At 63.6% G+C, this 20,501-nt stretch carries 16 protein-coding genes; 7 read left to right on the plus strand and 9 right to left on the minus strand.

Annotated elements, in window-relative coordinates:
* The first annotated feature begins 96 nt into the window (after positions 1-96).
* Entirely contained in the window at positions 97-1,557 is a 1,461-nt protein-coding gene (locus IPQ13_02320) for a PLP-dependent aminotransferase family protein (protein ID MBL0209737.1), read from the plus strand.
* Positions 1,558-1,678: 121 nt separating this feature from the next.
* On the opposite strand, the gene IPQ13_02325 is transcribed toward IPQ13_02320, so the two are convergent.
* The 5 genes from IPQ13_02325 to IPQ13_02345 form a co-directional block, all read right to left on the minus strand.
* Positions 1,679-2,503, minus strand: coding sequence for a hypothetical protein (locus tag IPQ13_02325; GenBank protein MBL0209738.1), 825 nt, complete (start codon positions 2,501-2,503; stop codon positions 1,679-1,681).
* Positions 2,500-4,317, minus strand: coding sequence for a hybrid sensor histidine kinase/response regulator (locus IPQ13_02330; GenBank protein MBL0209739.1), 1,818 nt, complete (start codon positions 4,315-4,317; stop codon positions 2,500-2,502). Before IPQ13_02330 ends, IPQ13_02325 begins: the two co-directional genes overlap by 4 nt.
* The gene (locus tag IPQ13_02335) at positions 4,314-5,981 is read right to left on the minus strand and encodes a HAMP domain-containing protein (GenBank protein MBL0209740.1); all 1,668 of its coding nucleotides are present in this window, start codon (positions 5,979-5,981) and stop codon (positions 4,314-4,316) included. Before IPQ13_02335 ends, IPQ13_02330 begins: the two co-directional genes overlap by 4 nt.
* Positions 5,982-6,052: 71 nt before the next feature.
* Positions 6,053-6,577: an RsmD family RNA methyltransferase gene (locus IPQ13_02340; GenBank protein ID MBL0209741.1), complete on the minus strand. Its 525-nt coding sequence runs from the start codon at positions 6,575-6,577 to the stop codon at positions 6,053-6,055.
* Positions 6,578-6,617: 40 nt separating this feature from the next.
* A complete protein-coding gene (locus IPQ13_02345) occupies positions 6,618-7,619 on the minus strand; it encodes a ketoacyl-ACP synthase III (protein MBL0209742.1) in 1,002 nt (333 codons plus the stop codon).
* Positions 7,620-7,867: 248 nt separating this feature from the next.
* Here IPQ13_02345 and kdsB point away from each other — a divergent pair, with 248 nt between their 5' ends.
* The 5 genes from kdsB (at position 7,868) to IPQ13_02370 (ending at position 15,258) form a co-directional block, all read left to right on the plus strand.
* Positions 7,868-8,659 carry a 3-deoxy-manno-octulosonate cytidylyltransferase gene (gene kdsB / locus IPQ13_02350; protein MBL0209743.1) on the plus strand — a complete coding sequence of 264 codons (792 nt, stop codon included), beginning with the start codon at positions 7,868-7,870 and terminating at the stop codon, positions 8,657-8,659.
* A gap of 191 nt (positions 8,660-8,850) precedes the next feature.
* Positions 8,851-9,825, plus strand: coding sequence for a thioredoxin-disulfide reductase (gene trxB / locus IPQ13_02355; protein MBL0209744.1), 975 nt, complete (start codon positions 8,851-8,853; stop codon positions 9,823-9,825).
* Positions 9,826-9,901: 76 nt separating this feature from the next.
* Positions 9,902-10,882: a serine/threonine protein kinase gene (locus IPQ13_02360; protein ID MBL0209745.1), complete on the plus strand. Its 981-nt coding sequence runs from the start codon at positions 9,902-9,904 to the stop codon at positions 10,880-10,882.
* A 1-nt stretch (position 10,883) separates the two neighbouring features.
* Positions 10,884-14,999: a translocation/assembly module TamB domain-containing protein gene (locus IPQ13_02365; GenBank protein ID MBL0209746.1), complete on the plus strand. Its 4,116-nt coding sequence runs from the start codon at positions 10,884-10,886 to the stop codon at positions 14,997-14,999.
* 31 nt (positions 15,000-15,030) lie between these two features.
* Entirely contained in the window at positions 15,031-15,258 is a 228-nt protein-coding gene (locus tag IPQ13_02370) for a MoaD/ThiS family protein (GenBank protein MBL0209747.1), read from the plus strand.
* On the opposite strand, the gene dnaX is transcribed toward IPQ13_02370, so the two are convergent.
* On the minus strand, positions 15,245-16,891 hold the full coding sequence (dnaX, locus tag IPQ13_02375) for a DNA polymerase III subunit gamma/tau (protein ID MBL0209748.1): 1,647 nt from the start codon (positions 16,889-16,891) through the stop codon (positions 15,245-15,247). The two genes, IPQ13_02370 and dnaX, sit on opposite strands and share 14 nt — an antisense overlap.
* Positions 16,892-16,999: 108 nt before the next feature.
* Between dnaX and IPQ13_02380 the strand changes: the two genes are divergently transcribed.
* A complete protein-coding gene (locus IPQ13_02380) occupies positions 17,000-17,920 on the plus strand; it encodes an NAD(P)H-binding protein (GenBank protein MBL0209749.1) in 921 nt (306 codons plus the stop codon).
* 91 nt (positions 17,921-18,011) lie between these two features.
* Here IPQ13_02380 and IPQ13_02385 read toward each other — a convergent pair whose 3' ends face one another.
* From IPQ13_02385 to IPQ13_02395, 3 genes are read right to left on the minus strand one after another with little or no spacing between them, the layout of a single operon-like run.
* Positions 18,012-19,046, minus strand: a complete 1,035-nt coding sequence (locus IPQ13_02385) for a radical SAM protein (protein ID MBL0209750.1) — start codon at positions 19,044-19,046, stop codon at positions 18,012-18,014.
* A gap of 44 nt (positions 19,047-19,090) precedes the next feature.
* A complete protein-coding gene (locus IPQ13_02390) occupies positions 19,091-19,555 on the minus strand; it encodes a DUF421 domain-containing protein (protein ID MBL0209751.1) in 465 nt (154 codons plus the stop codon).
* 41 nt (positions 19,556-19,596) lie between these two features.
* Complete coding sequence (locus tag IPQ13_02395) at positions 19,597-20,490, minus strand: DUF481 domain-containing protein (protein ID MBL0209752.1); 894 nt, start codon at positions 20,488-20,490, stop codon at positions 19,597-19,599.
* Between the last annotated feature and the right edge of the window lie 11 nt (positions 20,491-20,501).

The raw sequence follows: 20,501 nt of genomic DNA on the forward strand, positions 1-20,501 counted from the left end.
TGGCTCTCCTCCACCACATGTGTACGATGACTATTGGATCAGCCTGTAGACCAGTTCAACGATTCATCACTAGACCACTTGGAATTCCCAACGCCCATGCGCCTTCGCGACCTCGCCATCAGCCTTGACCCGGGCGCTAGAGAGTCCTTGCAGCTTCAGATCACGCGCGCCCTGGGCCTGGCCATCCGGAATGGGCGCATCCAGCCTGGCATGGCCCTTCCCGGCTCGCGGCAGATCGCGGAGGAACTGGGCGTCCACCGCAACACGGTGCTGGCCGCCCTGCGGGAGCTGGAAGCAGAAGGATGGGTCGAGACCCGTCCCGGCAGCGGGACCTTTGTCGCCACCACCCTGCCGGACCTCACTCCATGTTCCTGGGGCGCTTTCGACGACGAGCCTCAGCTTCCCCCTTCGGACCCTGGCTATGACCTCCCCATCCAACTGAGTCCCATCACGACGCCCTTCCAGGCGCTCATGGACATGTCGGAAGGCTTGGCGGATGTGCGGCTCGCGCCCACGGAGGCCCTCGGACGCGCCTATCAGCGCGCAATCCGGCTCCACGGTGATGAACTCCTGCAATATGGAGAGCCCAAGGGCAATTTGATGCTGCGCCAGGCCCTTGCCGCCATGCTCTCCGAACGGCGGGGATTGGTGGCCGACCCGGACCAGATCCTGGTGACCCGGGGCAGCCGCATGGCCCTGGACCTGGTGGCTCTTTCCCTGTTCAAACAAGGCGGGGTCATCGCCGTGGAGGACCCGGGCAACCGGGCCGCCTGGGAGACCATCCAACAGAGCTGCGGAGCAGTATTGCAGCCAGTTCCGGTGGACGCTGAAGGGATGGATCTGGACGCGTTGGAAATCCTGCTCGAGCAGCAGCGGGTGGATCTGATCTACCTCTCGCCCCACCACCAGATCCCTACGACCGTGGTCTTGAGCCCCAACCGGCGCATGCGCCTGCTGGAACTCGCGCAGCGGTACCGCATGGCCGTGCTGGAAGACGACTACGATTTCGAATACCAGTACGACGGCAGATCCCTGCTCCCTCTCGCCAGCGGCGATCCCACCGGGCAGGTGATCTACATGGGCTCCTTGAGCAAACTCATCGCGCCGGGGGTTCGCCTGGGCTTCCTGGTGGCGCCCAAGGGACTGGTGGAGCGGCTCGCCAGGGTGCGGCTGCGCATGGATTGGCAGGGGGATCGCGTCCTGGAGTGGGCCGTGGCGGACCTTTTCCGCGACGGGGACATGGCGCGCCACGTCCGGAAGGTCCGCAAAGCCTACGAGGAACGTCGGGACCATCTGGTCGCTTGCCTGCGCGAGGAGCTGGACGATGCCCTGTCGTTCAACGTTCCGGAAGGCGGTCTCGCCCTCTGGGTCCAGGCCAAAGCTGGACTGGACCTTGAGGCCTGGACTGAGCGGTGCAAGCAGCAGAGCTTGATCATCAAGCCCGGCAGCCATTTTTCCTTCAATCAAACAGCCATCGGCGCCACGCGGCTAGCGTTCTCCCAATTCGAGCCGCGGCAACTCGAGGACGCGGTACGCCGCATGAAGGCCTGCCTTTGACAGACGTCAATACGGGCGCTCCTGGACGCCGGCCTTGGGGAGCGAGGAGGACGGTTCAACATGGCCCGCCCGCTGGTCCGGTCCTGGCATTTACTACCGGACCGGTTGGTGGAACGCCGCATCATTTCTTCGGGAGCAGCAGGATTGCCTTCAGGCGGGCGAGGATATCGAGCCTCCCATCGGCCTTGGGCAGATGCAGCACCACGACATGCTCGCCATTGGCGCCGGCCACCCAGGTGGAAAGCCCCTTCGGATCGTTTGCTCCCGGAAGGGACGGGGCAAGGCCTGTCTTGAACCACCATTCAGCGCCCTTGGTGATCCACCCGTCGAAAGCTCCGCTCATCAGCCGCTTGCAGAGGGAAAGCAGAGGTTCCTGATCCGGGTCTGCCAGCCACTTGGCCATGGCCAGGGGCGTCGTCCGCAGCAGATCTCCGTCGCCGATCCACTCGGGGCCCATCGCCGGAATGGTTTCCCCAGCCTTCACGCGGTTGCCCCAGAAGGGTTTGAAGACTTGTTCCAGCCGGTATTTCGCGGCACCTTCGCCATAGTCCTTCTTCCACCGCTCCGCGGACTCCAGGCTCCACACCAGGAAAGCCAAGTTGCAGCTCTCGGCGGTGGCCTTGGCCAGATCCACTTTCCCGTGGCCCTTGCGGTTCCAGCAGCGCAATCCGTTCAGCTCGCCCTTGCATTTGAAGCTGACCATCTTGGCCGCCCATTCTTCCCCCTCGAGCCGCAGCCAGAGCAACATGGCCAGGCTGCCCATGGAATCCTCCCTGGCTGCTTCTCCGAAACCCTTGGAAGCACCGTCCGCAGAGGCCATCGCGAATCCCTCCCCCGGTTGCAGGGCGGGCGCGGCGAGTCCCGCCGAGGGGGGGCGGTGAGCTTGGCTGGGCGCCTGCGCCCCAAGGGCCGAGCAGACGCAGATCGCCTTGAGCATGGTTTTCATACAGCCTCTGGATCCAACTGAAGCAAAAGGTTCAGGTAGGTGCCCTCGCCCTTGTTCCTCAGTTCCAGCGCGGCCTGGTAGGAGGACATGAGCTGGACGCAGGCGGGCAGTCCGGCGCCTGGTTTGCGCACCCCCAACACAAGGTCTTCCTGGGGTTCCTCCCGCAGTCCTGAAAAGGGTTCGAAGGCGCGGTCCAGATTCTCTGGGGGGATGGGACCCCCTTCGTCCTCCATCTCCAACAGGTATTTCCCGTCCACCACAGCGGTCCGCACAAGCAGGAGCGGCGAGGGCGTGGGGCCGCCCAGGGCATGGCGCACCATCTGGGAGACGGTCTCGGAGAAATCCCCGTAGATGCCGAAGACTTTGGCTTCCGCGGCTCCGATCTCGAGCCTCAGGTCGCGATCCCCCAAATGGCCCTCGATGGACATCAACTCCAATTCCTGGGCCAACAGGTCGTCCAGGTGGATCCATTCGGGGCGCACGCTTTCCTGCTTGCCGACCCGGCGCGTGAGGGCCTTCACGAGGCTGGCGATCTGCCCGACCGAATCCTTGATCTGCGCGACGGAATGCTTCCATTCGCCGCTTCCCTGCTCCATCTGATCCAGCGCCGAACTTTGCACCTGGAGCGTGGCCACAGGCGTCTGCAGCCGCTTGGTCATCTTCTGGAAGAGATCCCCCAGGAGCGCCTGGCGCTCCCGCAGGCTGAGGGCCGCCTGGGCCTGGTGGACCTCCATGTAGGCGGATTCCACGATTTCATAGCTGGAGGCCAGGGCGCGGGAACTCTCTCCCAGGCTGAAGATCAGCTCCGCATTCTGGAGGCTCACCTGGGCCAATCCGCCGATCAGTGAAACGAGCTCCACTTCAAAGGGCAGGTAGGGGCGATCAGCCTCGCGGCTCAGGGCCCAAAAGCCCCACAATTCGCCCTCGGACTGCCGATGGGGCATGGGCAGCAGCAGGGATTGGGAAGGCTGGGTCCATAGTCCCAGGACCAGCCCCGGCTCCCAGAAGGGGGATTGCAGCAGGTGGTCGCCGAATATGGGGCCTTCGTTCATGACGCCCTTGAGGCGCACGGGCAGCACATGGTCACCGCGCACGGAGGCGGTGATTTCGGACCCGCTTTCGATCCACCGCTGCCCTTCGAAATAGCCGCCGTCCGCCTGGACCCGAAAAGCATGGAGCGTTCTCAGGCCGAGATCCTCCTGGGCCCGCCCCAGGATCCGGGTGAGCAGGGACCTGGGATCGGGCTCCGCGACGATGCTCTGGCTGAGGGCCAGCAGCCGGGACAGATTGCGGTTGCGGATCTCCAGGGCCTCCTGGGCCTCCTGGAGCTTCCGGTTGGAGCCCTGGGCTTCCTTGAGGCGCGCCTCCAGGTGCTCCACGATCTGCTGGCTGAACTGGCGCAGCACCGCGCCTTCCCTCCCCTGCTCCACCTTGTCCCGCTGGCCCCCCAGATAGGCCTCCACCTGCGCGGTGAACTGGAACGGATCGATGGGCTTGGAAATGTAGCCGTCGCAGCCCGACACCAGGGCCGTTTCGCGGTCGATTTTCATGGTCTTCGCGGTGAGGGCGATGATGGGGATCCCATTCAGGTCCGCGTTCTGCCGCAATTTCGTGGCCACTTCGAAACCCGACAGGCCCGGCAGGTTGATGTCCAACAAGACCAAAGCGGGTTTCAGTTCCACCGCCATCTGGTAGCCCTGGAGGCCCTCCTCGGCCCAATGCAGTTCGTAGCCCGCCTGGCCGAGCAGGCGCTGCACCAGACGCCAATTGACCGGGTTGTCCTCGATGCAAAGGATTTTCTGCTTCGGGCTCATGGAGCGCCCTCCCGGAGGAGAGGCATCTCGATGATGAAAGTGCTCCCCTTGCCTTTCGCGCTTCGGGCGCGGATCTGTCCATTCATGAGGCCCATGAATTTCTGGCTGATGGCGAGACCCAGGCCCGTTCCTCCAAAGCGGCGGGTGATGCTTCCATCCACCTGCTGGAAGGGCTTGAAGAGCCGCTCCATCTCGCTTTCGCTCATGCCGATGCCCGTGTCGCGGATTCCGATCTCCAGGTTCCCGCCGGTGCGGGCCGCGAAGAGGGTCACTTCGCCTTCCTCGGTGAACTTGATGGCATTGCCGACGAGGTTCGTCATGACCTGCTTCAGCCGTGCCGCGTCTCCCAGGACCTTGGCCGACCACTCCGGCCGGTCGAAGCTCAAGGTGATGGGCTTCTTGCGGATCAGGCCCGCCGCCAAGGCCAGGACCTCATCGACGAGAGGCAGCGGGTCCACTTCCTGAAGGTCCAATTCCATCTTCCCGGCTTCGATCTTGGAGAGATCCAGGATGGAATCAATGTGCCCCAGAAGCTGGGTGCCATTTTGGAAGATGATCTGGAGGTCTTCCCGGACGTCTGGAGCCACGCGGTTCGTCTCCTCCTGCATGAGCATGCCGGAGAAACCGATGATCGCGTTGAGGGGCGTGCGGAGCTCATGGCTCATGTTGGCCAGGAACTCATCCTTCATGCGGTCGGCCTGCTGGCGCTTCTTGTAGCTGTCCATGAGGCTGAGATTGGCTTCCCGCAGTTCGCGCGTCTTGTCCTCGACCTTGGACTCCAGGGTGTCGGCCCAGGCCTTCAATTCCCCCCGGCTCTGCTCCAGGCCCTTGGTCCGCTCCTGGACCAGCTGTTCCAGGTTCGCCCTGATCTCCTCGAGTTCCCAGATGGTTTCCATGAGCTGGCGGGTCCGCTCCTGGACCCGGTATTCCAGCAGGCGGTTCTGCCGTTCGATTTCGTCCCGGCTGACCCGGAGCTTGTTGGTCATGATCTGGAAGTTCCGGCTCAGTTCCTCCAGCTCGTCGCGGGAGTGGGCGTCCACGGCCACATCGTCGAAATTGCCCTGGGCCACCATCTGCGCGGCGTTGGTGAGCTGGATGATGGGCTTGAGGTAGCGGCGGGACATGAAGGCGGTGAGCACGATGCCGAAGCCCATGGTGCTGAGTCCGACGATCAGGCTCAGGCGGAAATTTTCATCAACGGTCCGCCGCGATTCATCGGTGCTGAATCCGAGCACCAGGGTTCCCGATTTTTTGGGGGTATCGCTGTAGATGACCGGTGTCATGGCCACCACGACGCCATCCTGGGTCCGGGTTAGGACTTTGGAATCGCTTTTGCTCTTGGCGTATTCATCCGTCCAGGCGGGCGTGCCCTCGGTGGAATCCACCCGGTTCCCAGCGGAGTCGTAGACCACGCTGAAACTGAAGGCGGGGATGTGCTTGACCCCCACCAACACGTTCGCGATGCCTTCGCGGTTCCCGGCGGTGAGCGCCGGGGTCAGCGCGTAGCTGGCGGTTTCCGCCACCTGGCGGGCGCTCAGCTCCGCCTGGTGCCGGATCTGGGACTCCACCCGCCGCGGATAGTACACGACATTGAAGGCGAAAAAGCTGAGCACCAGCAAACCTAGGATGAAGCCCAGCTTCGTCTTGATCGAAATGCGAAGCATGGCTGGAAGTGTAAGGCCGTCTGGCCAAAATCACGAAGCCGTCAAAATCGCAGGAACGGCCTCGGGGGGGCTCAGCGTCTTTCCAGGAAGTGGAACCGCGCGGTTCCGTAGCTCCGGGTCTCGATCAGGACCCAGCCTGGTTGCGGGACGAGGTCCGTGCGCGCATCCGTCTCCCACACCAGGACCCCGCCATCCGACAGCCAGGGGCGGACCCGGGCCGCCAGTTTTTCCCATAGTTCCCCGGAAACCGCGTAGGGCGGATCAGCAAACACCACCGCAACCCCAAAGAAGGATTCCGGCCCCAGTTTCAATGCATCCTTGCGGAGCAGGTTCACGTCGCAGAGCTTCAAGTTCTTGTGGAGGAAGGGCTGCGGATCCGCCTCCACACAAGTGACCGGACTGTAGCCCCGGGAATGGGCCTCCAGGCCCACGGCTCCGGTGCCGGAAAAGAGATCCACAAAGGCCCCCGCCGGCCAGGCTTGCAGGATGGAGAACAGGGCTTCGCGGGCCCGGTCCGCCGTGGGGCGCACTTCCCGTTCGTCTTTGGCCGGCCCCGCCAGCCGGCGGCCCTTCATGGACCCGGCGATGATCCGCATCACGGACCTTCGTAGCGCCGGAACCGAGGGCTGGCCACTTTCAATAGGTCCATCGGAGCAGGACGGTGCCCCAGGTGAGGCCTGCGCCGAAGGCCGAAAAGAGCACTAGGTCCCCTTTTTCAACCCGGCCTGCCTCCCGGGCCTGGTGCATGGCCGTGGGAATGGTGGCGGCAGTGGTGTTCGCGTAGCGGTCGATGTTCACGGCCATGCGCTCGTTCGGAAGTTCCAGCCGCTTCACGGCTGCATCCATGATCCGCAAATTGGCCTGGTGCGGCACGAACAGCTTCAAATCGGAGGGAGAGAATCCATTGCGGTCCAGCATGGCGCGGCTGCCCTCGGCCATCTCGCGCACCGCGAACTTGAAGACTTCCGAGCCGCTCTGGTGGACGAAGTGCTCCTTGGCATCCACGGTTTCGTGGCTGGCAGGCCGACGGGATCCGCCCGCGGGCATGTGCAGCAGGTAGCCACCGCTGCCATCGATGCGATGCTCGAAATCGAGGATGCCGAAGCCCTCCGCCACCGGCTCCAGGATCACCGCGCCCGCCCCATCGCCGAACAGGACGCAGGTGGCCCGGTCCTCCATGTTGATGATGGAGCTCATGACATCCACGCCCACGACCGCGACCTTCGAATAGGCGCCTGACGCGATGAGAGATGCCCCGGCGGTGAGGGCATAGACGAATCCGGAACAGGCCGCGGAGAGGTCGAAACCGAAGGCGTTCTTGGCGCCGATGGCATCCTGGATGCGGCAGGCCGTGGAAGGGAAAAATGTATCGGGCGTCACCGTGGCCACGATGATGGCTTCCAGCTCGTCTGCCTCCATGCCCCGCTGGTCGAGCGCCATGCGCAGCGCCGGAACAGCGAGATCCGATGCGCCCACGCCCTGTTCGACCCAATGGCGGGACCCGATGCCGGTCCTGGGCCGGATCCACTCGTCGCTGGTCGCCATCACCTTGGAGAGGTCGTCGTTGGTGACGCAGCGTTCCGGGTAGTGCTGGCCGGTGGCGGTGATGCCTACAGGACGGGCGAAATGACGTGTCAAACGAGCCTCCGGACCAAACCCTTGATTGTGCCTTCAAACCACCAGGACGCCAAGGCACCACAAAGACTCAAAGGGAACCACAAAGAAAAAATTAAAAAGCGAACCACAAAGACACAAAGACACGAAGAATGACTGCTGATGCAGACGATTGTTTTCTTCGCGTCTTTGTGTCTTTGTGGTCAACTTTTATCTTTATTGTTTTTCTCCTGGTTGATTTTTTTTCGTGGTCCCTTTGAGTCTTGGTGGTTATGCGCACGCTCGCCGTTCTTCCTTCCCGTTTCCAGGCCTCGCGTTTTCCAGGCAAGCCGCTGGCCTTGATCGCCGGGAAACCGATGATTCAGTGGGTCTTCGAAGCGGCCTCCAAAGCCTCGGGGGTGACCCGCGTGGTCGTCGCCACGGATGATGGCCGCATCGCATCCACGGTGAGGGGATTCGGCGGCGAGGCCGTGATGACCGACGCGGCCCTGCCCTCGGGCACGGACCGCACCGCCGCGGCGCTCGCGGTCCTGGAGGCTTCCGGGGAATCCTTCGACTGCGTGCTGAACATCCAGGGCGACGAGCCCGCCATGCACCCTGACACGGTTTCCGCGGTGGTGGCGTTGATGCGGGAGGATCCGGACCTGCCCATGGGAACCGCTTCGTGCCCCTTCGCGGATGCGGACGAACTGTTCAATCCCAATGCCGTGAAGGTCGTCACCGATGACCGCCAGAGGGCCCTTTATTTCAGCCGCAGCCCCATTCCCTACATCCGCCATTCAAGCCTTTTCAAAGCGGATTTCCGCCCCTGGATGGACCCTGGCCAACTCAGCCTGTTCAAGCGCCACCTGGGGCTGTACGCCTACCGTCCGGCGGTATTGAAGGCCTTCACCAACCTGCCTCCCCATCCCCTTGAGCAGACCGAAATGCTGGAGCAGCTCCGCGCCCTGGCGGCCGGCATTGCCATCGGTGTGGCCTTCACGCCCCACTTGAGCATCGGCGTGGATGTGCCGCAGGACGTGGCCGCCGCCGAAGCCCTGCTGCGGGAGCGCGGACTCGCGTAGACTGGGGAGTCCTGGGCCCTAGGACTTGACTCTCAAGTCGAGGGTCGAGAGTCGAGAGTCGAGAGTCCACAGCCCAAAATGGAGCGATCGTGTCCCACCACAAAGTCATCATCTTCTCGGTATGCCGCTGAAGCGTCATACACGAGACCTCAACCCACCCCCCACCAGGCAATACGTCCACTGAGGCTTCGATGAGCAGTTCACACCACAAGGTCATCATTATTGGCACCGGTCCCGCGGGCTACACTGCGGCCCTTTATGCTTCCCGGGCAAACCTGTCGCCGCTGGTGTTCGAAGGCGTCCAGCCCGGCGGCCAACTCACGATCACGACCGAGGTGGAGAATTTTCCCGGCTTCCGCAATGGCATCCTGGGCCCTGAGCTCATGGAGGAAATGCGCGAGCAGGTGCTGCGGTTCGGCACCACCATCAAAAGCGAAACCGTGCTCGCGGTGGACCTGTCGGCGAAGCCCTTCGCCTTGAAGACCGACAAGTCCGAGTACACGGCCGATGCGGTCATCATCGCCACGGGCGCTTCGGCCAAATGGCTGGGCATCGGCAAGGACCAGGAGCTCTCCATGAGCGGCGGCGGCGTCAGCGCCTGCGCCACCTGTGATGGGTTCTTCTTCCGCGGCAAGGAGATCGCCGTGGTCGGGGGCGGCGACACGGCCATCGAGGAAGCGACCTACCTCACCAAATTCGCTTCCAAGGTGAATCTCATCCATCGCCGGGACAAATTGCGGGCTTCAAAAGCCTTGCAGGAGCGGGCCGCCCGGAACGAAAAAATAGCCTTCCATTGGAACAAGGGCGTCGAGGAGGTCCTGACTTCGACGATCGAAACCCCGATGGGCGAGAAGGTCGAAAAGATCCGGGCGCTTAGGCTCAAAGACACGGTGGACGGCAGCGGCTCGGAGCTGGCTGTGGAAGGCCTTTTCGTGGCCATCGGCCACCAGCCCAACACCCAGCTTTTCACTGGCCAGCTCCCCATGGATGAGACCGGCTACCTGAAGGTCGAGGCCGGCTCGAGCCGGACGGCCATTCCCGGGGTATTCGCCTGCGGCGATGTGCAGGACCATGTCTACCGCCAGGCTGTCACCGCGGCGGGCTCAGGCTGCATGGCGGCCATCGACGCGGAGCGGTGGCTCGCTGCCCAGGGATTTGTCGAATAGGCGCGCTTCGGATCAAAAAAACCCAGTCGGACGCTGCTTTTCCCCCATAATGGCGGCACAGAGATAAGGCTTCATCGTGCTGTCGAAGGACCAGACCCTAGGGAAGTACCAGATCCTCGACCGCCTCGGCGCGGGCGGCTTCGGGACGGTGTACCTGGCCATGGACACCTGGGTGAACCGCAAGGTGGCGTTGAAGGTCCCGCACCAGCAGCAGGAAGAGATCGTGGACCTGCTGAAGGAGCCGCGCATCATGGCGGCCCTCAAACATCCCAACATCGTCGAACTCATCACGGTGGAGCGGAAGAACGGCACCTTTTTCATGGTGCTGGAATTCATCGAGGGCGAAAGCCTGGACCGCCTCATTCGCAAAGACCGCACCCTGACGCCGACCCGGGCGCTGGAGATCGGCCTGGATATCTGCGCCGCCATCGCCTTCGCCCACGCCAACCAGATCCTGCACCGGGACCTGCGGCCCGCAAACATCCTGATGACCAGGGACGGGGTGGCCAAGGTCACGGATTTCGGCACCAGCCGCATCCTGGAAATGCAGAAGGACGGGTTCGCCCGGACCCGCATCGGCTCCCCGCCGTACATGGCGCCCGAGCATTTCCGCGGCCGCGCGGTATTCCAGAGCGACCTCTGGTCCCTGGGCATCACCATGTACGAGATGCTCACCGGGACGGTTCCCTTCTACGACGCGGACCCGCTGAAGATCGCCCAGGCCTTCCAGACCCAGCCCATCGTCGCGCCGCACCTCAAGAATCCGAATGTCCCGAAGCAGCTTTCTGAAGCCGTCATGAAAGCCTTGAGCGTGAACCTCGGCGACCGCTACCTCAGCGCCCAGGCAATGTTCGACGCCCTGAAAAAGTTGAAGGACGGCGTCGCCAAGGACACGCGCCCTCTGGGATCCGCGGTGATGAGCCCTTCGGCCACCGGCAGCATCACCGTGCCCAGGCCTTCCACTTCCTCCAGCACCCAGCAGCGCCTCTGCCGTTTCTGCTACCGCCCCATGGCTCGCATGGCCAGCACCTGCCCGAGCTGCGGCGAGAAGAACTGAAATGGCCGCGGAGCTTCCAGGCGGCGGCGGGATCAACACGGAGCCCAAGGGACCTCCTGCCAAACCCGCAGCGGGCCCGAAGCCGCGGAATCGGCGCATGCGGCGGATCACCTACCTGCTCGCGGCCGGCGGCCTGGCTGCGGGGGCTGGTGCCTGGCTCGTGCGCCAGCCCTTCGTCGGAGACTACGCGCTCCGGAAGGCAGGCGAGTTTGTGATGGAGGAGACGGGCCTCAGCTTCGAAGCCCGCAAGCTTGAGGTGAGCCTCTTCTCTGGGCTGGTGGCGGTGGACGACATCCGCCTGGGCGGGGATCTCTTGAGAATCCATCGACTCGAAATCCAAGGAGGACTGTTCACCCTTTTCGGCGGCCAGCCCAATATCCACCGCATCCTGGTTTCGCGCCCCGAGCTGCGCCTCGACGCCAAACGCCTGGCCGGGCTGAAACTGAAACCCCATCCCCCCCGAAAGGAGCCCTGGCCCCAGGCCAGGCTGGACGTATTCGAACTGAAGGATGGTTCCATCGAGATCCGTGAACCGGAATGGGGATTGCCGCAAGCGAATTCATCCTTCGCCGTGCACGCAACCGGCCTCGGCCCCAACCGCCTGCGGGTCGAATTCAAGGCCACGGAGATGGCCATGAAGGCCCCCGGCGGATTCGCCAAGGGCCACGCGGAGATCACCGCGGACCTCTCCGCGACCCTTTTGAGGCTCCTGAAAGCCGAGGTGGAATTCGGCCATCAGAAACTCCAGGCCAGCGGCACCTTTGAACCCAAGTCCGGACGGATTTCTGCCAAGTCCAAGTCGATCTTGGACCTCGCCTCCGCGATGAAGTTGGGCCTCCCTGCTTCGAAGCGGGCCACGAGCGGCCAGCTCATGGCAGATCTCGGAGTGGAAGGCACCTTCGGCAAACCCAATTGGGACCTGCACCTTCTATCGCACAAACTGAACCCGGGCGTGCTGGATCTGCACGCCGGCAAATTGGAACTCAAGGCCGGGGGGAATCTGCAAGAAGCCAGGCTCCGCGCTTTCACCTGGCTTTCCGAGGATGGCGATGTCGCCATGGAAGGAGAATGGAAAAAGGGGCTCCGGACCGCGGTCAAATTCCAGGCGGCCAAGGTCGATCTCAATCCGCTGGCGGCCTTTTCGCGGGTGGGGCAGGCCAAGGATCTCCATGCGTTCATCGAGGCCGAAGCGGCGCTGCGAGGCAATCCCTGGGGCAAGGGCCTGCGGCTTGATCTCCTGCAGGCCCAAGCCGTGGGCCGTTTCCAGCGTTCGGGCAGCAGCGTCGGAGATTTCAAGGCAACGCTGGAAAACAGCCAGGTCAATCTCAGCTCGCTCAACCTCCGCTTGGAGGATCTGGATGTGCAGGCCCAGGGATCAGGACGGGTCGCCGCCAAAAGCATCGAGGATCTGAAGGTCCAGGGCCGCATAGAAACAGACGCCGCCAAGGTCGCCACGGCGCTCCGCGCCTGGGACGTGATCGACCTGGATATGGCCGGCCGGGTGGTTGCGAAGGCCGACCTTTCCATCCATCCATCCAGCGGAGTGCAGTTGAATGGCGATCTCGCTGTAGCTAAGCCGCGCTGGCACGGCGCTTCAGCGGATCGGCTCGAAGCGAAGGTCCAACTGCGCGGCAGCGCCCTGGACATCCAGGACATCGTCGTGGCCGAAGGCGAAGGCCGGGGCCATGGCGACATCTGGCTGACCTGGGCCCAGGTCCCGGCCGGGGGCAATCAGTTCGATGCCTGTTTCCGGGTATCCAGGCTTCCGATTTCCGGGGGATTGAAGGCAGCCGATCAGGGTGATCTCCCCATCGAGGGCACCGCCAGCGGTTGGGCCCGCATCTGGGGCCCCTTCGACGCATTGCAGATGCGGGGCGACGGCTTGGCTGAACATGCGGTGGCCTACGAGCTGAGCATTCCTGCGGCCTGGGCCGAATTCAGGATGGACTTGGCCAAGGACCGGATCACATTGCCGGAATTCCGGATCGCTGAATCACCCGGCGCGCTTTCCCTGGGGGATGCTGCTCCCCAAGGCGCGCTAGCCCTCAAAGGCAGGCTTGAGCTGGATTTGAACCGGAACGCCTGGTGGGGGGATTTCGGCGGCACGGTTGATTCGAGCCTGCTTGCGGTCCCGGGTCCGCGCCTGCAGGCCGAGGTGTCTGGCCATGTGGAAGGACCCTGGGAGAATCCATTCGGCCCCATGCCGCTGCCGAATGGCGCTGTGAAATTCAGCCGCGCCCGTGTTTTCGCCGGGGACCAGAGCCTTGAAAACCTGGAAGGCTTCTTCCAAGCCAATCGAGGCGCAGCGGAGGGATGGATCGCCCAGGGGGGCGCGGCGGCCAAGATCCTCGAACTAGCCGCCTTTGACGACGATGGCGTCCTTCGAACCGGAGGACACCTCCGGCTGGACGCCACCAGCATCGACACGCCGCAGCTGGCTGCGCGCCTGACCCAGGATCTGATGGAGGATGTGCGGCTGGACTCAGATTTCTCCGCCACCTGGGAACCCGAGGGGTTCCACTGGCAGGGGCGGGTGAACCAGCTGCTGGCGAGATTCCCCGCCTTCGATCTGACCCAGGCCCAACCGGCCTTCGTGCACGGCAACCTCGATGGCATCCAGATCGACCTGCCCCTGGAGGCCCGGGAACGGGCCGCCAACCGCGCCGGCGCTGCCCCCACCACAGGACACCTGGCCCTGCATGGCCTGGTGCCCTTCTCGACGACGGGCCCTCTGGCTTTGCAGGCCAAGGGTTCCGCCGATCTGGGCGAATTGAAAACCATCCTCGATGGACTGATGGAGGTGGACCCCTACAGCTTGCTTGCGGATCTCCAGCCCTCCGGCTCCACCAAGGTGGACCTGCAACTTCAGGGCACGCCTGCGGATCCGCTGCTCGACGGGACGCTTCAGGTCGAAGGCGGCCGCATCCGGGTCCGCACCTATCCGCAAAGCGCGGAAAACATCAACGTCACCGCCCATTTCCATGGCCGCGAGATCAGCATCCCCGAATCGGCGCCCCTGCAAGGGCAATTGGCCCAGGGAAGCCTCACGGCCTGGGGCACCGCCCTTTGGCAATTGGGCGGCCTGGCCAGCTATGACCTGAAGGCGAATTTGTTCGATTTCCAACTCCGGGATGTGCCCGCGGGATTCGAGGTGGGCGGCAGCCTGAAGGCCCGCCTGTCCGGGAACGACGAGGACGGCGGTTTGCTGAAAGGCACCATCCAGGCGGAACGCATGATCTACCGCGCCGATATCAATCTCACGGACATCCTCCTGAATTCGACCACCGGCACCACGGCGCTTTCCAGTTTCGACCCCGACGATCCCTTGGCCCGCATCAAGCTGGACCTGGATTTGAAATTGAACCAACCTTGGCGCTTCGATACCAACCTGTTGAAGCTCGAAGGCATACCGCAAGGATCGTTCAAGGTGCTGGGGACCCTGGCCCGCCCGGGGCTCAAGGGCAAGATGGAATTCATCCCGGGCGGCAGCCTCACCAACCTGCTGCCCGCCGGCGATGTGACCGTGGAACGGGGCTCCATCGACTTCAGCGACCCCATGCGCTTCAATCCCTTCATCAATATGCAGGGCCGCATCGATGTGCCGCCCTATTTGGTGAACCTGAGCATCACAGGAAGGGTGGATCAGCTCACCGTGGCGCTCTCATCGACCCCCAGCCTGCGCCAGGACGAAATCACCGCCATTCTCGTGGACCCGGCCGCCGCGCCGGTCATCGGCTCCACCCTCGGAGGCAGTTCCCAAAGCGCCTTGAACTATGGGATCGCTTCGGCCGGTTCCGGCCTCATCGGGACCTTGGCCCTCGCCAATTTCCAGGAACAGCTCCGGCGCACCTTCAACCTGGACCGCCTCAGCGTCTCGCCGCGAACCGGCGCCACCGGCACTGCGGAAGTCAGCATCACCGCGGGCAAGAGCTTCGACTTCCTGGGCCGCCGGACACCCTTGCTCTACACCTACCATCGCGCCGGAGAGCTCATCACCCACAGCGGCAAAGCCGAGTGGAGGTTCGGGAACTACGTCCTGCAGTTCGGTCTCAGCCGCGCAGGTTACGAAGCCGTGAATCTCACCGGCGAAATCCGGCACACCTGGAGCCCGAAGTGAGGGATGGAACCATGAGCATGGGCGCATCCCAATGATCACGGTTCTTGCCTTCGCGAGGTACCGCGCGCTGCTGGGCTTCGAGCGGATCGAAGTGCCCTGGACCCAGGCGGCGACCCTGGCTGGACTGTTGGAGGATCCGCGGTTCGAGCCGCTCCCGAAGGAAGCTCTGCTGGCGGTGAACCAGGCCTTTGTCAAACGGGATGCCCGATTGGACGATGGGGACGAAGTGGCGCTGATGCCGCCTGTCAGCGGGGGCTAGCCCGCTTCACTTCCATGATCTCGCCGCCGCTGGCCCGCAGCAGTTCCTGGAAGGCCGGTTCGCGCCGGAGTTGATCTTCGGGGCTGCCGGAATCGGCTTCCTCGAAGGTGATTTCCAGACCCGTGAGTCCCGGAAGCAGATTGGCCAAGGCTTCCAGCAGATGGGGATTCGTGCGTTCCCGCTCCAATCCAAGGACCGAAGCCCGGGCGTTTTCAGGGAAACTCCAGCGGAGCACAGGGGCTTCCCATCGCAGCTCCTTGGCCAATTGCGGCAGGCTCGCGAGGGCGCGCGGAAGGCCGCCGGGGCTGGCGTTCAGGACATTCGCAAGCCGGCTGCGCAGAGCCGCCGAATCAATGGGAGCCTCCGGAGTTGAAATTGGAACGGGGTTCCCGACCGCTTGGTTTTGGGATTCCGAAAGAACGGGCGGAACAGCCTGCGCCGGTGCCCCGGAGTTCCGTCCAGGGCTGGCCGCGCTGCTGGGCGCGGAGCTGGGGGTGGCTGTTGGATTCGCGCCCAGGGCGGCTCTCTGGGATGGAAGCGGCGCCATCGTGGAAGTGCCGCTAACCAGGCCATCTAGGGGCGCGAGATGAGGCAACTGGGCGGCGGTCAGCAGAGCCAGTTCGACCACCACCTGCGGCAGGCTGGAATCCCGCAAATCGCGTTCCCGTTGCAGGAGCATTTGCAATACCCGGGCGGTCCGGAGCATTTTTTGAGGGCTCTGATCCTGCCGGGTCTCGGCTTCCAACCGGTCCCGGAAGGCCAGCAGGAGTTCCCGCCAGAAATTGACCCAGTCGGCGCCCAGATTGGCGAGCGCCTGGCAGTGGTCCAGGATCGCGATCGTGTCCCCGGCGCCCAGCGCATCCAGCACGCCCTGGACCCGCACGGCAGGCACGATGCCCAATTGTTCCCGCACCACGTCCTCGCGCACATGGCCATCGCCGGCCGCGATGACGCGGTCCAGCGTGGTGAGCGCATCGCGCATGGAGCCCTGCCCCGCCTCCGCCACCAACCGGAGGCTGTGGGGTTCGCAGGTGACGCCTTCGGAATCGCATACCTGCTGGAGGCGGCCCTCGATGAGGCCCACGGGAATCAGGCGGAACGGATAGATCTGCACCCGGCTCTTGATGGTGTCCGGGACGTCCTGCAATTCAGTGGTCGCCAGCACGAAGATGGCGTGGGCCGGCGGCTCTTCGAGCATTTTCAGCAGGGCGTCGAAGGCCTGCCGGGAGAGCATGTGCACTTCGTCGATGATGTAGACCCGGTAGCGGCAGAAGGCCGGCCGTGTCTGCACCTGCTCCCGCAGCGCCCGGGCGTCTTCCACCGAGGCGCGGCTGGCCGCGTCGATCTCGACGATGTCCAGATTCGTGTCGGGCTGCTCCGATGCCTTGCAAGGATCGCAGACCCCGCAGGGGGTGGCCGTTGGCCCCTCGACGCAATTGAGGGCCCGGGCCAGGATGCGGGCAGTGCTGGTCTTGCCGGTGCCGCGGACTCCCGCGAACAGAAAGGCCTGGTGATGGATCCGGCCGCTGGCCTGGGCCCGTTTCAACGCATTGCTTAGCGCATGGACCGACGCTTCCTGGCCCACGAGATCCGAAAGCAGGCGGGGGCGGTACTGAAGGGCAAGAGTCGTCATGGATTCCATTCTAAGGGGCGGAAGTCACCCGTCTGCCATTGGATGTGGGAGAGATTCGTCTGACGGTCAGCCCCGGCCGGAAGGTGCCAGTCCAGGTGAACGCTTATCATGGCCGTGGAAGGAGGGCGCGGGATGCAGGTGGTGGTGGCGGGGGCTTCGGGCTTCATCGGGCAGAGGCTGGTGCGTGAAGCGCTCGCGCAGGGACATGATGTTTTCGCCCTGATGAGGGTGGATTGCAGCGCAACCATCGATTGGGAGCCCGATTCGGCAGGAAGTCTCACCACCCTGCCCTGGGGGGCGGACCCGGAGGTTCTGGAGCAGGGATTCAGCCTGCCGCGCGGAGCCTGGGTCATCAATGCCGCGGGCCTGCGCAGGGAGCGCCCCGGACTGGATCCGGACAAGGTGCATGAAACCATCTGCAACACCGTGGTGGAGCTGGCCGAAGCCCTGGAAGCCTCGCGGCTGGTCCACCTGGGCCCCCTCCAAGGCCGCCATGGAGATGCCTTCAGCCGTGGCAAAGCGTTGATGGAACGGCGTGTCCAGGAAAGCAAGGTGCCCTGGTCCATTGTTCGCTCGGCACCGGTCTACGGACCCGGCGATGAGCTGTTGGATGGCATCGGCGTGTGGATGGCCAGCAGCCCGCTCCTCCCCAGGTTCCTGGAAGCAGTGCCTCTGCAACCCCTCTGGGTCGGGGATCTGGCCACAGGCCTGCTCCGGAGCCGGGAGGGGGTGCAGGAAGTCGGCGGCGAGCGGATTCTTTGGGGGGAGTTGCTCGAAAAGTGCGCTGAGGCTGCGGGCAAGCGCCTGATGGGACCTGTCCTGCCGGAGTCCACAATCCTCCGATTCGCTCGGACTTTCGGGCACCGGTCCCTTTTCACGGATCTGGTTCCTTTCACAGAGGCTGGGGTGTTGCGCCACAGCCATGGCTACGAAGTGGCTCAAAACGACCTGCCCGGGATGTTGGGGGGACCTCCAAGAAGTCTGGAAGACTACCTCCGTGCCGAATGGCCCTATCGGTACAAGAAATAAAACCAGCCGCAGAAGCAAGGGATGAGCTGTTGAAATCCATGAATTTCCATCAACGGCCAATTCGCGCCGAGAGCGGCGGATTGGAGCGGTATCAACTGGCTTGGGTGAATAGAGAGGGCTGTTGGCCTGGAACGAACCGGGTCGGAGCGGAAATTCGTGCGCCGGTTGCCCAGACCGGCTCTGGCATCAGCCTCTGGGGTCCCCTTGACCTCGATTTCCCGGGCCGGGAACCTGATCGGACGGGGGCTGCCCCGGTTCGTCGACAGAGCGCTTCCTTGAACGCCTGCCGAACCTGTTCCCGATACGCGGGCTCCAAAATATGCAGCCAACGGTGCGCCGCAAGCAGCGAATAGAACGGATCATCCTTCAGGAGCCGCAGACCTCCAACCCAGGCGCTCCTGGCCCCACTATCCCGGACCCGGCCGGCAAAACCAGCGATGTCCCTGACGGCCAATAGCGGTGTGGCGCCGATGGTGACTGGGATGCCGGCTTTGGAGAGCTGCTCCACCGCGCCCCAACGGCTCGGGATGGAGGGCGCATCCGGCTCCACGATCTGCCGGACGGCATCATCATCGGTGGGGATGGAAAAACCGACCGAGAGCCGACCTCCGAATGCTTTCAGGAGTTCCAGATCCTGAAGCACCATGGGAGATCGGGTGTGGAGGATGACCTGGGTCGTGGGGCAGGCAAGCAGGACCTGGAGGCATTTCCGGGTGAGCCGGAAGTTCCGCTCGATGGGCTGGTAAGGATCCGTGGCGCTGGAGATGAAGACCGATTCGTTGTGAAGTTTGTGGCGCTGGGCCCAGAGTAGCTCTGGGGCGTTGAGCTTGGGGGTGACCCATCGGCCCCACTCCTGGGGGTCATGCAGGCCCTTGGCCCTGGCCGAAGGGTTGGCCTCGGCCAGATGGCCACTCTCCTCTTGGCCGGCCAAGGGAGCTGGATACCCCCGCACATAGCAGTAACGGCAGCCATGGCTGCAACCGCGGTAAGGATTCAGGCTGAATCCCCACCCATAGCGGGCATCTTTTTGGGGTCGGAGGATGCTTTTCGCCTCTTCCGGCTCCACCTGGAAGTCGCGAAAAAGCCTGATGGGCATGGCATCAAGGGAAAGCAGGGCGTGAGTCATGCCCTTTAATATTCGCCTTATTTTCGCCTTGTCAAGATCCCCGTTTATTTTTTTGCAATGACATTGATGCGCCCGTTGGTTTCCAGGATGGCCAGGTGCACCTCGGAGATTTCAAGCAGATTGGCCTGCCGGACCGCGGCCATGAGTTCATGGTGTGAAATCCGCTCCTTGGTGAGCACGGCTTCATCGGCCAGGCCGTTGTGGATGATGATCTGGGGCTTGCCGTCGATCAAAGCCTCCATCCGCTTGCTCTTGTAGGTCAGGTAGCCGACCACCGAATTCACCGCCACCAGGGCGCCGGCCAGGAGGAAACCGGCGCCGACGGTGTTATCTCCACCATTCATACTGTTCTGCACCGTGTTGCTGAGCACCAGCAGCAGCACCAGGTCGAAGGGCGCCAACTGGCCCACCTGCCGCTTGCCGGTGAGCCGCAGGGCCACCAGCAGGAATCCATAGACAAGCAGGGCCCGCAGCACGAATTCCCACCAGGGCTGCTGCAGCTTCCACATGGAAGCCACCACGCCCAAAGGCCCATCCAAGGCCAGGAACATCAGAAATTGATGACCAGGGAGGTCGTGAACATCGTGTCGGTCTTTTTCAGGGCCACGGGGACCAGGCCCAGGGTGGCGCCTGGATTGAGGATGGACATGACGGGAACACCGACGGCATTGGGCTTGTTCTTGTAGGCCAGGTCATAGCCGATTTTTAGGGCCAGACGATCGGACAAGTTGGTGCTGAGGGTGGTCTTCCAAATGACCAGATGGTCGTCGGTCTCCTTGGTGTTGCCGACGTAGGCGGCTTCGGAGATGAGGAACGAAGCCGCCCAGAGTTTTTGCTCCACCCTGCCGGAGACCTGCCAGGTGCCATGGTTCTCCTCGAAGCCCTCCGTCACGAAGACCGGCCGCTCCTTGGTGAAACCCACGCCCAGATCGGTGCGCAGCTTGGTTTCTGGCGTGTCCAGCCACTGCATGCCCACGCCCACGATGGCCCGCGTCCTTGAGTCCAGTCCCGCGGGCTTGTTGGTTTCCCAAGCCACGCTTCCGAAGCCGAAGAAGCGCCCGATGAAGGTGCGATCGTAGCGACCGTTGGCGAAGTAGGAATCCGAAGTGAGCGTCTTCGTCTCGGTTTCCGAAAGGACATAGCCGCCAGGATTGGTGCTGAGGCCCGTGGCGCTGCGGACGGTGTTGGTGGTCTCGATGCGCACCCCGCCGAAATTCACGGCCAACGAGGCATTGCTCCACTTGTAGAGGAATTCATTGGAAAAGCCCAGGGAATCGCCCTTGGAATTGCCGCTGGTGGACACCAGGGAAAGGCTGGCCTTGTCGGTCCAGGCCCGCGCGGGGCTCGCCGCGGCTGAGTTGGCGGCTGCCTCCGGGGTGCCGGCGGCCAAGAAAGCGGCCGAGAACAGGCTCGCCGAGGCGGAAAAGATTCTGCGCGAAAGCATGGCGGACTCCT

This window comes from Holophagaceae bacterium, from assembly GCA_016720465.1.
Taxonomy (GTDB): Bacteria; Acidobacteriota; Holophagae; order Holophagales; family Holophagaceae; genus JANXPB01.